This is a genomic window from Streptomyces sp. NPDC056835 (assembly GCF_042789485.1).
In the GTDB taxonomy this organism is placed as follows: domain Bacteria; phylum Actinomycetota; class Actinomycetes; order Streptomycetales; family Streptomycetaceae; genus Streptomyces.
In genome coordinates, this window is sequence record NZ_JBHUBB010000002.1 from 13,387 (window position 1) to 25,817 (window position 12,431).

The 12,431-nt window shown below is 68.4% G+C and carries 16 protein-coding genes and 1 pseudogene; 11 read left to right on the forward strand and 6 right to left on the reverse strand.

Translation table 11 applies throughout. The annotated features are described in order from the left end of the window. Window positions 1-263: 263 nt before the first annotated feature. Together ACFRMN_RS02490 and ACFRMN_RS02495 are read right to left on the reverse strand one after the other, a co-directional pair. Window positions 264-515 (reverse strand): DUF397 domain-containing protein, encoded by a 252-nt coding sequence (locus ACFRMN_RS02490; RefSeq protein ID WP_383012095.1) that lies wholly within the window; start codon window positions 513-515, stop codon window positions 264-266. Continuing rightward, window positions 512-1,387, reverse strand: coding sequence for a Scr1 family TA system antitoxin-like transcriptional regulator (locus ACFRMN_RS02495; protein WP_383012098.1), 876 nt, complete (start codon window positions 1,385-1,387; stop codon window positions 512-514). The genes ACFRMN_RS02490 and ACFRMN_RS02495 overlap by 4 nt, the downstream gene beginning before the upstream one ends. A 206-nt stretch (window positions 1,388-1,593) precedes the next feature. Between ACFRMN_RS02495 and ACFRMN_RS02500 the strand changes: the two genes are divergently transcribed. From ACFRMN_RS02500 to ACFRMN_RS02510, 3 genes are all read left to right on the forward strand, one after another. After that, the gene (locus ACFRMN_RS02500) at window positions 1,594-2,016 is read left to right on the forward strand and encodes an ATP-binding protein (RefSeq protein ID WP_383012100.1); all 423 of its coding nucleotides are present in this window, start codon (window positions 1,594-1,596) and stop codon (window positions 2,014-2,016) included. A 1-nt stretch (window position 2,017) separates the two neighbouring features. Beyond that, complete coding sequence (locus ACFRMN_RS02505; RefSeq protein ID WP_383012103.1) at window positions 2,018-2,524, forward strand: NUDIX domain-containing protein; 507 nt, start codon at window positions 2,018-2,020, stop codon at window positions 2,522-2,524. 158 nt (window positions 2,525-2,682) lie between these two features. Then, window positions 2,683-3,210: a hypothetical protein gene (locus ACFRMN_RS02510; RefSeq protein WP_383012105.1), complete on the forward strand. Its 528-nt coding sequence runs from the start codon at window positions 2,683-2,685 to the stop codon at window positions 3,208-3,210. Between the two features lie 169 nt (window positions 3,211-3,379). Here the strand turns inward: ACFRMN_RS02510 and ACFRMN_RS02515 are convergent, their stop codons facing one another. Further along, the gene (locus tag ACFRMN_RS02515) at window positions 3,380-4,153 is read right to left on the reverse strand and encodes a CPBP family intramembrane glutamic endopeptidase (RefSeq protein ID WP_383012108.1); all 774 of its coding nucleotides are present in this window, start codon (window positions 4,151-4,153) and stop codon (window positions 3,380-3,382) included. Window positions 4,154-4,380: 227 nt separating this feature from the next. On the opposite strand from ACFRMN_RS02515, the gene ACFRMN_RS02520 reads away from it, so the two are divergent. Beyond that, the gene (locus ACFRMN_RS02520; RefSeq protein ID WP_383012111.1) at window positions 4,381-4,956 is read left to right on the forward strand and encodes a TetR/AcrR family transcriptional regulator; all 576 of its coding nucleotides are present in this window, start codon (window positions 4,381-4,383) and stop codon (window positions 4,954-4,956) included. A 78-nt stretch (window positions 4,957-5,034) separates the two neighbouring features. Here the strand turns inward: ACFRMN_RS02520 and ACFRMN_RS02525 are convergent, their stop codons facing one another. Then, complete coding sequence (locus ACFRMN_RS02525) at window positions 5,035-5,502, reverse strand: NUDIX hydrolase (protein WP_383012114.1); 468 nt, start codon at window positions 5,500-5,502, stop codon at window positions 5,035-5,037. Window positions 5,503-5,775: 273 nt separating this feature from the next. Between ACFRMN_RS02525 and ACFRMN_RS02530 the strand changes: the two genes are divergently transcribed. Further along, complete coding sequence (locus ACFRMN_RS02530; RefSeq protein WP_383012117.1) at window positions 5,776-6,372, forward strand: dihydrofolate reductase family protein; 597 nt, start codon at window positions 5,776-5,778, stop codon at window positions 6,370-6,372. Window positions 6,373-6,481: 109 nt separating this feature from the next. Beyond that, window positions 6,482-7,219, forward strand: a complete 738-nt coding sequence (locus ACFRMN_RS02535; RefSeq protein ID WP_383012120.1) for an SAM-dependent methyltransferase — start codon at window positions 6,482-6,484, stop codon at window positions 7,217-7,219. Here the strand turns inward: ACFRMN_RS02535 and ACFRMN_RS02540 are convergent. Together ACFRMN_RS02540 and ACFRMN_RS02545 are read right to left on the reverse strand one after the other, a co-directional pair. Next, window positions 7,188-7,511: pseudogene (locus ACFRMN_RS02540) on the reverse strand (MFS transporter); the annotation flags it as partial. The gene ACFRMN_RS02535 and the pseudogene ACFRMN_RS02540 overlap by 32 nt on opposite strands. An 83-nt stretch (window positions 7,512-7,594) precedes the next feature. Beyond that, the gene (locus tag ACFRMN_RS02545; protein ID WP_383012123.1) at window positions 7,595-8,245 is read right to left on the reverse strand and encodes a PH domain-containing protein; all 651 of its coding nucleotides are present in this window, start codon (window positions 8,243-8,245) and stop codon (window positions 7,595-7,597) included. 223 nt (window positions 8,246-8,468) lie between these two features. Here ACFRMN_RS02545 and deoC point away from each other — a divergent pair, with 223 nt between their 5' ends. The 5 genes from deoC (at window position 8,469) to ACFRMN_RS02570 (ending at window position 12,429) form a co-directional block, all read left to right on the forward strand. Continuing rightward, the gene (gene deoC / locus ACFRMN_RS02550; RefSeq protein WP_383012993.1) at window positions 8,469-9,416 is read left to right on the forward strand and encodes a deoxyribose-phosphate aldolase; all 948 of its coding nucleotides are present in this window, start codon (window positions 8,469-8,471) and stop codon (window positions 9,414-9,416) included. 5 nt (window positions 9,417-9,421) lie between these two features. Beyond that, complete coding sequence (locus tag ACFRMN_RS02555) at window positions 9,422-10,903, forward strand: aldehyde dehydrogenase family protein (RefSeq protein WP_383012126.1); 1,482 nt, start codon at window positions 9,422-9,424, stop codon at window positions 10,901-10,903. Next, complete coding sequence (locus ACFRMN_RS02560; protein ID WP_383012129.1) at window positions 10,896-11,819, forward strand: aldehyde dehydrogenase family protein; 924 nt, start codon at window positions 10,896-10,898, stop codon at window positions 11,817-11,819. The genes ACFRMN_RS02555 and ACFRMN_RS02560 overlap by 8 nt, the downstream gene beginning before the upstream one ends. Before the next feature lie 106 nt (window positions 11,820-11,925). Beyond that, window positions 11,926-12,177 (forward strand): type II toxin-antitoxin system Phd/YefM family antitoxin, encoded by a 252-nt coding sequence (locus ACFRMN_RS02565; protein ID WP_383012132.1) that lies wholly within the window; start codon window positions 11,926-11,928, stop codon window positions 12,175-12,177. Beyond that, entirely contained in the window at window positions 12,178-12,429 is a 252-nt protein-coding gene (locus ACFRMN_RS02570; RefSeq protein ID WP_383012136.1) for a type II toxin-antitoxin system RelE/ParE family toxin, read from the forward strand. It abuts the gene before it with no gap. The last annotated feature ends 2 nt before the right edge of the window (window positions 12,430-12,431 follow it).

The window sequence follows — 12,431 nt, forward strand, 5'->3', positions numbered from 1 at the left end:
TCTCATCGCGGCGTCTCAGACTCGCGACGGGCCGCGAGGGTTGTATCGGACTGCTCGCAGGTGGGAGTCGGGAGGACCCTATGACACTTCCGTGGAGCCGGGCGCCGTTGAGCGTGGAGGGGACGCGCGCAAGGGCGGGCGTACCACGAAGGACAGGTCGACGCGGACGCGTACAGCGAAGAGCCGGCCCGCATCGGCACGCACGAGAGCGAGCCTTCACTTGGGCAGAGGTCGCTGACGGGGTTGCCCAAGGGGGCTGCTGCTCAGAGTTCGGTGCCGTCGGGGATGAGGTGGTCGTACTGCCCGGCCTTGACCGCCAGGATGTGGGCCAGCATCTCCTTGTCGGTGAACCGCAACGCACCGTCCAGGTCACGGCGCTTGGTGTCGCCGAAGGCGACGCCGCCGTCGATCGGCATGATCAGGACGCAGGAGTCTCCTGAGCCGTTGCTGAATGAGGACTTCTCCCACTCCCCGTCGAGCGGCGCCGAGTAGAGGGAGTCCTTCGGGTTGGTCATCTCAGTTCCTTCTCGATCTCTTCGATGCGACGGCTGGTCTCCTGCTCGTTCAGTGCATGACTCGTCAAGTCGGCGAACCTCCGGCGGGCGCTTCGTACCTCTGCGGGATCGTCCTGGAGGGTATCGCCGTGTACCCACTCCTTCGATACGACGCTGCGGTTGTCGGCGCCAGGAAAGTCGAGGATGGTGAATGAGGCGCTTGAGATGCTCGCGGCTCCTGCGGTGAACGGGATCATTCGCAGCGAGATGTGCTGCTGCTTGGTGATCGACATCAGGTGTTGAAGCTGCCTGCGCATGACGTCCGGTCCGCCCACAACGGCCCGAAGGGCGGATTCGAAGCAGAGGGCGTCCATGGCCAGGGGGTTTCTGCGAGTGAGGACTTGCTGCCTCTTCATCCGGGCTTCGACGAAGGTTTCACGACGCTCCGTGCTCTCGTGCTTCTGGCCGAACGCCACGATGACTTCGACGTATTCGCGGGTCTGAAGGAGCCCCGGTACATACGTGCCTGCGTGCACCGACATGTGGTCCGCAGCGTCTTCGAGCGAGAAGTAGCGGTACGAGTCGCCGCTGAACAGGTCCTGCGTCTCGGGCCGTTCGTACCAGGCACGACCGTACGATCTGCCCTGCGCGATCGTCGCGACGATTGCCGCGCGTTCCTCGGATGTCGCTTTGTACACCTTGAGCAGCTTGGCGAGTTGCGTATCGGTGGGGAACGCCTGCCCCCGCTCGATCTTGCTCACGGTGAACCGTGAGACGCCCAGCACCTCACCGGCCGCCGTCTGTTTGAGTCCCGCCTCTATGCGCAGGCGCTGAAGTTCCTCGCCCACACGGCGCATGGCGAAGATGGCGTTCGCGTTGACGCTGACCGTCACGGTTCTCCCTTCCTCGCATCCAGCGACATGGTCCCCCGACATCGCCAGAGTATCGGTCAGTTGCACACCCTATGACTCTCCGGACTGGGATCCACACTCTCAGTTGCGTGAGGCAGGTCGCGTGACCCACACTGAGGCGATCGCGCCGCGAGCACTCACCAGCAGGCGCGTATCCCAGCCATCCGCGCGCCTGAAAGGTGTGGGTAATGGATCAGCGTGGTTACGTCCTGGCAGTAGAGCGCTATCCCTGTACGGCAGTTGCCGTGCCCGAGGCCCGCGCCATAGCCGCCCGTGCCTACGCGCCGTATCCCTGGGTGGACCACGACACCGTCAAGCTGCTGGTCAGCGAGACCGCCACCAACGCCGTACTGCACGCGGGCGGTGGCGGGTTCGATCTGATCTGCCACGCGCCGTTCGACGGCTCGGTCCAGGTCGAGTTGCACGACCGGAGCGCACTACACCGCCCCTCCCGCCGCGCGCACGGCGCCTGGGACCAGCACGGCAGGGGGCTGGAGTTACTGGACCTCCTCGCGCCCGGGTGGTCCGTCGTCAGAACGATGACCTGGAAGGGCCTCATCTTCACGGTGAAGGCGGCCCCGTACCCCGTGACGCTCAACGAGGAGTGGTGACATGTACTTCGAACTCGGCAGGCCCGAACCACCCCGCCGCCGAACCGGCGTCGCCGGATTCTTCGCCCGGCGCATCGGCGACGAACTGAACGTGCTCCTCATGCCCGCCCCCGCGGGAGAATCCTGGCAACTGCCCGGAGGCGATGCCCAGACCGACGAGTTCATGCACGAGGCGTACGTACGTGAGATCGCGGAGAAGACCGGCCTCTCCCCCACCCCGCCGGAGGAAATCCTCGTCGTGGACCACGTGCCCAGAGGCGTGACGGAGGCCGAAGGGCTCGATGTCGTCTTCAAGGGCGCGGGCCTCGTCCCGTACAGCACAGATCCCGTAACGACCGCGTACCGCTGGGCAACGCTCAAGGAGACGGACGCCCTCTGCCTCGGGCCGGAGCGCGACCGTATCCACTCCGCCCACGAGGCCTGGCTCACGGGTCGCACCGCCTACCTCATCTGGGGCGAGCGCGTTCGTCACCTCCCTGCCTGCGACTCATCAGATGGTGTGAACTAACGCTTGGTGCTCGGTTGTTGCCTCATGGGCGCCCATACGCTCTCCCGCGTCGTCCGGAAGAGGGCGGCATTCGTCGCGTGCCGCACGCGCCCCCCGCTCGTCCCTCGCCGCAGTGCGCTGCGTCGGACCGCGCGCGGGCACTTCAATGGGGAGTGAACATGGCATCTTTGGGCCGAAAGACAGTCACGGTGCTGGCAGCGGCTCTGGCGTCGCTGAGCGTGGGAAGCGGCGCCATCGCGTCAGCGATCGCCCCGCCGGCCGCGCCGTGCGGCGGAGCGGAGTGCCCCAGCCTGCGGGCGGTCAACATGGCCGCCACCCAGGGCTCGTTGAATGTCACACAGATGCAGCTGGAGAACCTCAGCGCGCTCGTCGTCGATGCCGTCACGGGACAGCCCATTCGCGGCGCGCAGGTGCAGTTCTACACCACCGGCGGCCGGCTGCTTGGGGCGTCCCACACGAACCACAGCGGCATCGCCGCGATCGCCGCGCCGGAAAACCTCGGCCCCGGCACGGTCCAGGAACTGCTGACCGGCTATAACGCCGTGCTGGTCGGGGACGGCATCCACACCCCTGCCACCGCTCACGGAGCGATCACCGTCGGCGACGATGTCACGCCCCTCGGAACCCTGCTCTTCAGCGACCGTACGCTCAAGCGGGGCGTAGTCCCGGTCGACTGGAGCCGGTAATGGCGTCTGGAGCCGCTAATGGCGTCGGCTCGCATGAACATGCGCGGTTCTGAGCGACCGCATCTCGCGCGGTGACCGGGAGCGCGTCCCGCCGACGTACCGCGGGACGCCTCCTCGGTTCACGCGTCTTGCGCGACCTCGACGGCGCCGACCCCGTGCGGTCGATTGCTCAGGTGGTGGAGAGTGCCGCGAGCGCGGGCAGGAGCACGCTTATTCCGTTGTTGACGGCGTGAACGCACACGCCGGGCCACACCGATCCGGTCTTGCGCAGCAGGAGTGCGGAGGTGGCACCGACCACGAAGGCGATGGGCATGATGATGTTCACGCCGTGCACGAGGGCGAAGATCGCGGAACTGGCGATGACGCCGACCCAGGGGCCGTAGCGCCCGAGAGCGTTGGCCAGTACACCGCGGAAGGCGAGCTCTTCCCCGATCGGGGTGGCGATCGCGCCGAAGAGGATCGTGAGGAGGAACGAGAGCGCTCCCCCGCCGGCGGCAGCCTTGTAGTCACCCTGCGGGTTGCTGGTATCGCCGGAGACATAGACGTAGGCGATCCCCACCACGACGTTCAGAAGGAATGCGCCGACCCCGAGTCCGGCCCCGAGCAGGAGCCACTTCCCGGCCACTCGTCGTAGCCCGAACGCCCCCAGGTCCCGGACGCGGATGATGACGGCGATCCCGAACGCGCCGAGGCCGGCCAGCGCGGACACCGCGTAGCTCACGATCCCTCGGGCGACGGCCTGCTCGTCAGGCATCGAAAGGATCACCGCGATACCCACGGCAACGAGTACGCCGTACGTCACCGCCGCGACGGCGATCTCGGGCCATCCGGGCCGCTTCACAGTGCGCGCCGGGGCTGCGTCAGAGGCCGCGTCAAGAGCCGCGTCAGGGGCCGCGTCGAGGGATACGGCCGCGGGGGCAGGGGTCAGGTGATGGTTCGACATGGTGGTTCCCGTTCGTGGTCGGACGGTGATCAGTGAGGGGTGCCGGTGTCGGAGTCAGTGCGCGAGCACGTTCGCTCCGCGAGGGACGCGAGGGTGGCGAAGGCCGCTCCCCAGAGCGTGATCGACACGCGCTACCAGTGCGCACTACCAGTACGCTGTACCAGCATAGCGTACCGGTACAGCGTACCTGGCACGGTGTACCTGGCACGGCGTACTACTATGCGCGTATGTCTAGACGGGACGAGATCATCGAAGCGGCCCTGCGGCTGGCGAAGACCGAGGGCATCGGCGCCCTGAGCGTGCGGGCCGTCGCCAACGCGGCGGGCATCGGGCCGACGACGTTGCGCCACTACTTCCCATCCCAGGCCGAGCTGCGCCAAGCCGTCGCGGTCGCGGTCGTCAGCGGGTCTCTCGATGACCTGGCCATCGCGGACGACACACGCGAGCCGGTCCAACGGCTGTACGACTGCCTCCTGCAGTTCCTTCCGCCGTCCGAGGATCAGGAGGCGGTACTGGGCGGCTGGTTCGAGTTGTACCGTCTCGCCCTGGGCCCGGAATCCCTCCCGGCGGTACGCGGGCTATTGGAGAGCGGGCACCGCACGTCCGCGCAGGTGCTCCAACGGTGGCTCGGAACGCTCGCCGACCAGGGACACGTGGTGCCCGACGATGTCGACACGCACGCCACCCGCGCCCTCGCGCTGATCGACGGGCTCCACCTGAACCTCTTGCTCAGCCCCGAGCGCTTCGACCTTGAGGTGGCGAGGGAAGCCCTCCGATGGTTCGCCGAACGCGTGATCGCGTAGACCGCTACCGCCTGGAGGTCGAACGGTTCGGCCCCGTCTGCCGAGGAGCACCGGAGGCCGCTCACGAACAGCGTCGCCTCAGTGCTGGATCAGGCCACCGACCGGTACGGGAGCGACGTGGCCGGTCGCCGGAACGGTCCGCGCGAGATCGAGGCCGACGTCGACCAGCGATGACCGACGCAGGCAAGCGACTTCGGGGATGGGAGTCCAGACGGACTCGGCGATGTCGCCGTTCGGCTCAGGCCGCGGTTGGCCGCCGGTGATACGGACCCGGTAGAAGACGCCGACATTCTGGTGCTCGACTCCCGCACGCGCGGCAACCGCGGGGATCACCCTTGAGTCCACGCCCAGCAGGCGTTCAACCACCGCGTCGCAGCCGGTCTCCTCGGCGACCTCCCGGATCACCGCGTCGAACGGATCCTCTCCGTGCTCGACCCGACCGCCCGGAAGAGTCCAGACGCTCTCGCCCTTCGGCGGTACATGACGGGCGAGCAGCACACACCCGTCCTCGACGCATACGGCGTACGCCGCCAGCCGGAAGCTCATCCCCGTACCTCCCCCACCGGACCCTGTCCACATCCAACATCCAACATCCGCGCATCGCCACGAGTGGCTCTGTTCACCTAAAGTGACAGCGTTTGCCGACCGGTCTCAGCGGCGGCCGGGCACTGAAGCGCGTGCGAAAGTCCACGAGTTTTTGCGGCACGGTGCTCGCGTGGTTGGTCGGATGTCATGATCACTCAGTGGCCTCGTACCTCGGCACGCCAACCGGCGGCCCCGGGCCGCACCGCGACAGCGGACTGAAGGAAAGGAACTGGCGTGCGGAAACTCGTCTATTACATCGCCACCACTCTCGATGGCTTCATCGCGGGCCCGGACGGCGCGGACCCCAGCGGTGCGGACGGCTTCTGGCCCATACCGGAGGACTACATCCAGCACCTCGTGGCCGAGTACCCGGAGACGCTGCCCGTCCAGGCCCGGCAGGCACTGTCCGTCACGGCGGAGGGCACGCACTTCGACACCGTGCTTGAGGGGCGGCGCAGCTACGAGATCGGTCTTGCGGCCGGACTCACCGACGCCTACCCCCACCTGCGTCACCTGGTGTTCTCCCGGACCCTGACCGAGAGCCCGGACCCGGCCGTCGAACTGGTCGCCGATGACCCGGTGGCGACCGTGCGGGAGCTCAAGCAGCAGGACGGCAAAGACATCTGGCTGCTCGGCGGCGCCGAGCTGGCGGGCTCCCTGTACACCGAGATCGACACGCTGATCCTCAAGCTCGGCCCGCTGACCATTGGCGACGGGATACCGCTGTTCTCCCGTAAGGCCGCTTTCGATCCGCGCACCTGGACGCTCGCCGACCACATCGCCCTCAAGAGCGGCGCGATGTTCCTCACCTACACGCGCGTTGACGGCTGAGCGCTTCAGGCGGGCGGCGCTTCAGATCACGATGTGAGGGTAAGAGCGTGAGTTCATCGGCGGGACAAAGCAGATGCGATGAACGTCCGACGCTGTCAGGCTGCGCGCCATGAACCGCGAACTGATCTCTCAGCTGTCGCACGCCGATCACCCCATCAACAGCCCTCTTGACGATGAGTCGGTGCGCCGGCTGCTCCATCGAACCGTGTCCCGGGGCGATGAACGCGTGCTCGATCTCGGCTGCGGTGAGGCGGCCTGGCTCCTACGGGCGCTGGCCGCCCATCCGAAGGTGACCGCCGAAGGCGTCGACAACTCAGTCCAGGCCCTGGCCAAGGCCCGGAAGGAGGCGGCTGATCTGGGAGTCGAGCAGCGGCTCGTACTTCACCACCAGGACGCCATGGAGTTCGCGTCTCCCCGCCCCTTCGACGCGGTGTTCAGCGTCGGTGCCACCCATGCCTTCGGCGGTCTCCTGCCCACCCTCGACGCTGCCCACAGGCACCTCGCCCCGGGAGGCCGCGTCCTGGTCGGCGATGCCTATTGGGAGTGCGAGCCCAGCGCCACGGCCCGCGAGCTGCTGGGCGAGTACGAGGACCTGGCAACCACCATGGACCGGGTTGTCGCCCATGGCTGGACCCCTGTCTTCGGGCACATCAGCACGCGCCAGGAACTCGACGACTTCGAGTGGTGCTACACCGGGTCCCTGGCGACGTGGGCGCTGGACCACCCCGGGCACCCCGACAGCGCCGAGGTCCTGGCCTTCGCCACCACTCACCGCTCGGAATGGCTGCACGGCTATCGCGACAGTTTCGGCTTCGTCACCCTCGTACTTCGCCGAACCTCCGAGTGACCGGTGCGGGTTGCGGCACGGCCGGTTCCGGCAGGGAGCGGAACAGCAGCCGGCTCAGGACGGGCATGAGGATCAGCGGTGCCAGGGCGGTGCGCGGGGACGTGGCGCCGGCGACGCCGCCGATGAGAAGGCTGGCCAGAGCGCCGATCCTGACGGTCAGGCCGAGGGTGATTCCACTGGCGGTGCCGACGCGCGTGGGCAGATAGTCCTGTCCGAGCGTGACCTGGAGCGAGAACGGGACGTAGAGGCCGACCGAGGTCAGCGCCACGAACAGGTACAGCGCCGGATCAGGACAGCTGAACGGGATCAGGACGGCGGAACCAGCCCCTGAACGGAACCGGCCCTAAGAGGCCGCGCGGACAGGTGGGGCGGCCCCTAAATCAGCAGCAGCACAATCAGCACGATCAGGCCCGCGAGCGCCGGGGCCATCACCTCGTACGCCCACTTCACCGTCGGCTCCCCCTGCGCCGAGGGCCGCTGCGCCGACCTTTCCGACAGGTCCCGCAGATCCGCGACCGTACGGTCCGCCTGGGCCATGCGGAGCTGGTCGTGCGCGTTCGCGTGCGTGGCGGCGGCGGAAGCGGAGGCAGAGGCGGAGCGGCCGGGGAGGCCCGTTCCCGGCCGTGCCTGGCGGCGGTCCGCGCGCTTGCGCTGGCGCAGCGAGACCGGGACCGCCCACAGCTGGTACTTCGTGCCGTCCCGCGTCAGCGCCTCGCAGGAGAACGTGGCCCGCACGGTCGAGACCGAGGACCACGGCAGCGTGATCGTCCGGAACGGGTTCCTGATCCGCAGCCGGTCGGCGTTCGCGTAGACCGCCGGGCGCAGGGTGAACGCGATCACGAGCGGTACGGCGAACAGCATGGCGGCGAGCGCCAGCCACGGCGCGCGGCCCGTCCCCCGGAAGAGCGCGTCGCCGCCGAGCCAGAGGACGACCACCAGCAGCAGGCCGCCGCCGACGATCCCGCCGGCCGACCGGAAGACACGGTCGGCGTAGGTCGGCTCGGTGGGCTGCTCGGGACTCGTCATACGTCCGATTCTGCCGCATGGCCGGAACATGCCTCCATGCCCCCGGCAGGAACTCCCTCGGAGGTCCCCGGCGGTCCCCGGCCACCGCCCCGGCACGGACACCCCTGACCACCCCCCGACAACCCCCGACACCCCCTGGTCACATCTCGGGAACGGCTCCCTCTCGTACCCCCTCACCCCCTGTACAGGCTGCTACGCGCGTAGATATGCTCATCTGGTGACCATGCCCACCATTACCCCCGCATTCGCTGACGTGACCGCGTCCGACAGCACACTGCGCCGCTTCCTCCACGGGCTCCCCGGCGTCGACGCCGTCGGCCTGGAGGCACGCGCCGCGTCGCTCGGTACGCGCTCGATCAAGACCACGGCCAAGGCGTACGCCATCGATCTGGCCATCTCGATGATCGACCTGACCACGCTTGAGGGCGCGGACACCCCGGGCAAGGTCCGGGCGCTCGCCGCCAAGGCCCTCCGGCCCGATCCGACCGACCGTACGACGCCCGCCACCGCCGCGGTCTGCGTCTATCCGGACATGGCGGAGACGGCGGCCGCCGCGCTGGCCGGCTCGGACGTCAAGGTCGCCTCCGTCGCCACCGCCTTCCCGGCCGGCCGCGCCTCGCTGGCCGTCAAGCTCGCGGACACCCGCGACGCCGTGGCCGCGGGCGCCGACGAGATCGACATGGTCATCGATCGCGGCGCGTTCCTCGCGGGTCACTACCTCAAGGTGTACGAGGAGATCCGCGCCGTGAAGGAGGCCGCGGGGGCCGCCAGGCTCAAGGTGATCTTCGAGACCGGTGAGCTGTCCACGTACGACAACATCCGCCGCGCCTCCTGGCTCGGCATGATCGCCGGCGCGGACTTCATCAAGACGTCGACCGGCAAGGTCGGCGTCAACGCCACCCCCGCCAACACCCTGCTGCTGCTGGAGGCCGTACGCGACTTCCGCGCGCAGACCGGGGTCCAGATCGGCGTGAAGCCGGCGGGCGGCATCCGTACCAGCAAGGACGCGGTCAAGTTCCTGGTGCTGGTGAATGAGACCGTGGGCGCGGACTGGCTGGACAACCACTGGTTCCGGTTCGGCGCCTCCAGCCTGCTGAACGATCTGCTGATGCAGCGTCAGAAGCTCAGCACAGGCCGCTACTCCGGCCCCGACTATGTGACGGTGGACTGATCACCATGGCATCCGCATCTGCATCTGCATCCGCGTTCGAGTACGCTCCGGCGCCCGAGTCCCGTGCTGTCGTCGACATCGCGCCCTCCTACGGGCTCTTCATCGACGGCGAGTTCACCGAGGCGTCCGACGGCAAGGTCTTCAAGACCGTCAGCCCGTCCACCGAGGAAGTCCTCTCCGAGGTCGCCCAGGGCAGCGCCGACGACATCGACCGCGCGGTCAAGGCCGCCCGCGGGGCGTTCGAGAAATGGTCCGCGCTGCCCGGCGCCGAGCGGGCCAAGTATCTGTTCCGTATCGCGCGGATCATCCAGGAGCGCTCGCGCGAACTGGCCGTCCTGGAAACGCTCGACAACGGCAAGCCGATCAGGGAGACCCGCGACGCGGACCTCCCGCTGGTCGCCGCGCACTTCTTCTACTACGCGGGCTGGGCCGACAAGCTCGACCACGCAGGGTTCGGCCGGAGGACGACAGAAGGAGGAGGTGGATCGAACCCGCGCCCGCTCGGTGTGGCCGGCCAGATCATCCCGTGGAACTTCCCGCTGCTGATGCTGGCGTGGAAGATCGCCCCGGCGCTGGCGACCGGCAATACGGTCGTCCTGAAGCCCGCCGAGACGACCCCGCTCTCCGCGCTCTTCTTCGCGGACATCTGCCGTCAGGCGGGGCTCCCCAAGGGCGTCGTGAACATCGTGACCGGTGACGGCGGCACGGGCGCCTCGCTCGTCTCGCACCCGGGCATCGACAAGGTCGCCTTCACCGGCTCGACCGCCGTCGGCAAGGCCATCGCGCGCGAGATCGCCGGTACGGGAAAGCGGGCCACGCTCGAACTGGGCGGCAAGGGCGCCAACATCGTCTTCGACGACGCCCCCATCGACCAGGCCGTCGAGGGCATCGTCACCGGCATCTTCTTCAACCAGGGCCAGGTCTGCTGCGCGGGCTCGCGGCTGCTCGTACAGGAGTCGGTCCAGGACGAGCTGCTGGACTCGCTCAAGCGCCGGCTGGCCACGCTGCGCGTCGGCGATCCGCTCGACAAGAACACCGACCTCGGCGCGATCAACTCCGCCGAGCAGCTGGCCCGTATCACGGCGCTGGCCGACGCGGGCGAGGCGGAGGGCGCCGAGCGCTGGTCGCCCGCGTGCGAACTGCCCTCCTCCGGCTACTGGTTCGCCCCGACGCTCTTCACGAACGTCACCCAGGCGCACACCATCGCCCGCGACGAGATCTTCGGCCCGGTGCTGTCCGTGCTGACGTTCCGTACGCCCGAGGAGGCCGTGGCCAAGGCCAACAACACCCAGTACGGGCTGTCGGCAGGCATCTGGACCGAGAAGGGCTCCCGTATCCTCGCGGTCGCCGGCAAGCTCCGGGCGGGTGTCGTCTGGGCCAACACGTTCAACAAGTTCGACCCGACCTCGCCGTTCGGCGGCTACAAGGAATCGGGCTACGGCCGCGAGGGCGGTCGCCACGGCCTGGAGGCGTATCTCGATGTCTGAACCGAACCGTCTGAGCGTCCTCAAGACCTACAAGCTGTACGTCGGGGGCAAGTTCCCCCGCAGCGAGAGCGGCCGGGTGTACGAAGTGACGACAGCGACATCAGCGGCTGACGCGGCGGGGAAGGGCACCTGGCTGGCCAACGCCCCGCTGTCCTCCCGCAAGGACGCCCGTGACGCGGTCGTCGCGGCGCGCAAGGCGTTCGGCGGCTGGTCGGGCGCGACGGCGTACAACCGGGGCCAGGTCCTCTACCGCGTCGCCGAGATGCTGGAGGGCCGCAGGGGCCAGTTCGTACGGGAAGTCGCGGACGCCGAGGGCCTGTCGAAGTCGAAGGCGGCCGTGATCGTCGACGCGGCGATCGACCGGTGGGTCTGGTACGCGGGCTGGACGGACAAGATCGGCCAGGTGGTGGGCGGGGCGAACCCGGTCGCGGGGCCGTTCTTCAACCTCTCCACCCCCGAGCCGACCGGGGTCGTGACCGTACTGGCGCCGCAGGAGTCCTCGTTCCTGGGCCTGGTCTCGGTCATCGCGCCGGTGATCGCCACGGGCAACACCGCGGTCGTCATCGCGAGCGAGAAGTCCCCGCTCCCGGCGCTCTCCCTCGGTGAGGTGCTGGCCACCTCCGATCTCCCGGGCGGTGTGGTCAACATCCTCTCCGGAAAGACCGCGGAGATCGCGGCCCCGCTCGCCGCGCACCAGGACGTCAACGGGATCGACCTGACGGGCGCGGACGACGTCCTCGCCAAGGAGCTGGAGATCGCGGCGGCGGACAACCTGAAGCGGGTGCTGCGCCCGGAGCGCGAGGGACGCGCGGACTGGTCGGCGGATCCCGGCACCCACCGGCTGACGGCCTTCCTGGAGACGAAGACGGTCTGGCACCCCACGGGCAGCCTGGGCGCGTCGGGCTCGGCGTACTGAAGCTCGTCCTGCTGAACCGTCACGCGGAAGCCCCGTTTCCCCTCGTTCGGGGGAAAACGGGGCTTCCTTAGTGCACCGCACTTGGCAGAACCATAAACTTCTGTACATGACTGACACCTACGCCATGACTGAGGCCCGAGCCAACTTCGGCACTCTGGTCCGCCGGACAGCCCATTCGCGCGAACGGATCGCCATCACGGACCACGGGCATGTCGCGGCCATACTGATCAACCCGCAGGATCTGGCGGATCTGGAGGACGCGCTCGCACTGGCCGAGTACCAGCTGGAGAAGGAGCGCGGAGCCCTGAAGCCGGGTATCCCGCACGCCGAAGTCGGCCGCATGCTGGGGCTGCGGTAAGTGACGTACGAGATCATCTGGGAGCCGCGCGCCACGGACGCGGCCATCCTCTTCCTCAAGGACGACCCGGTCGGGCTGTCCGCCGTATACGAAGCTGTAGACGCGCTCGCGACACAGCCATACCCCGACGACTCGCTCGCGTACGGGTCGGCCGATGTGCGACGTCTGCACATCGGCGACTACCGCGTCTTCTACGTGATCGATGACGACGTCATCAGGATCCTCGTCACCCATCTCGGCCGTACGCCCTGACA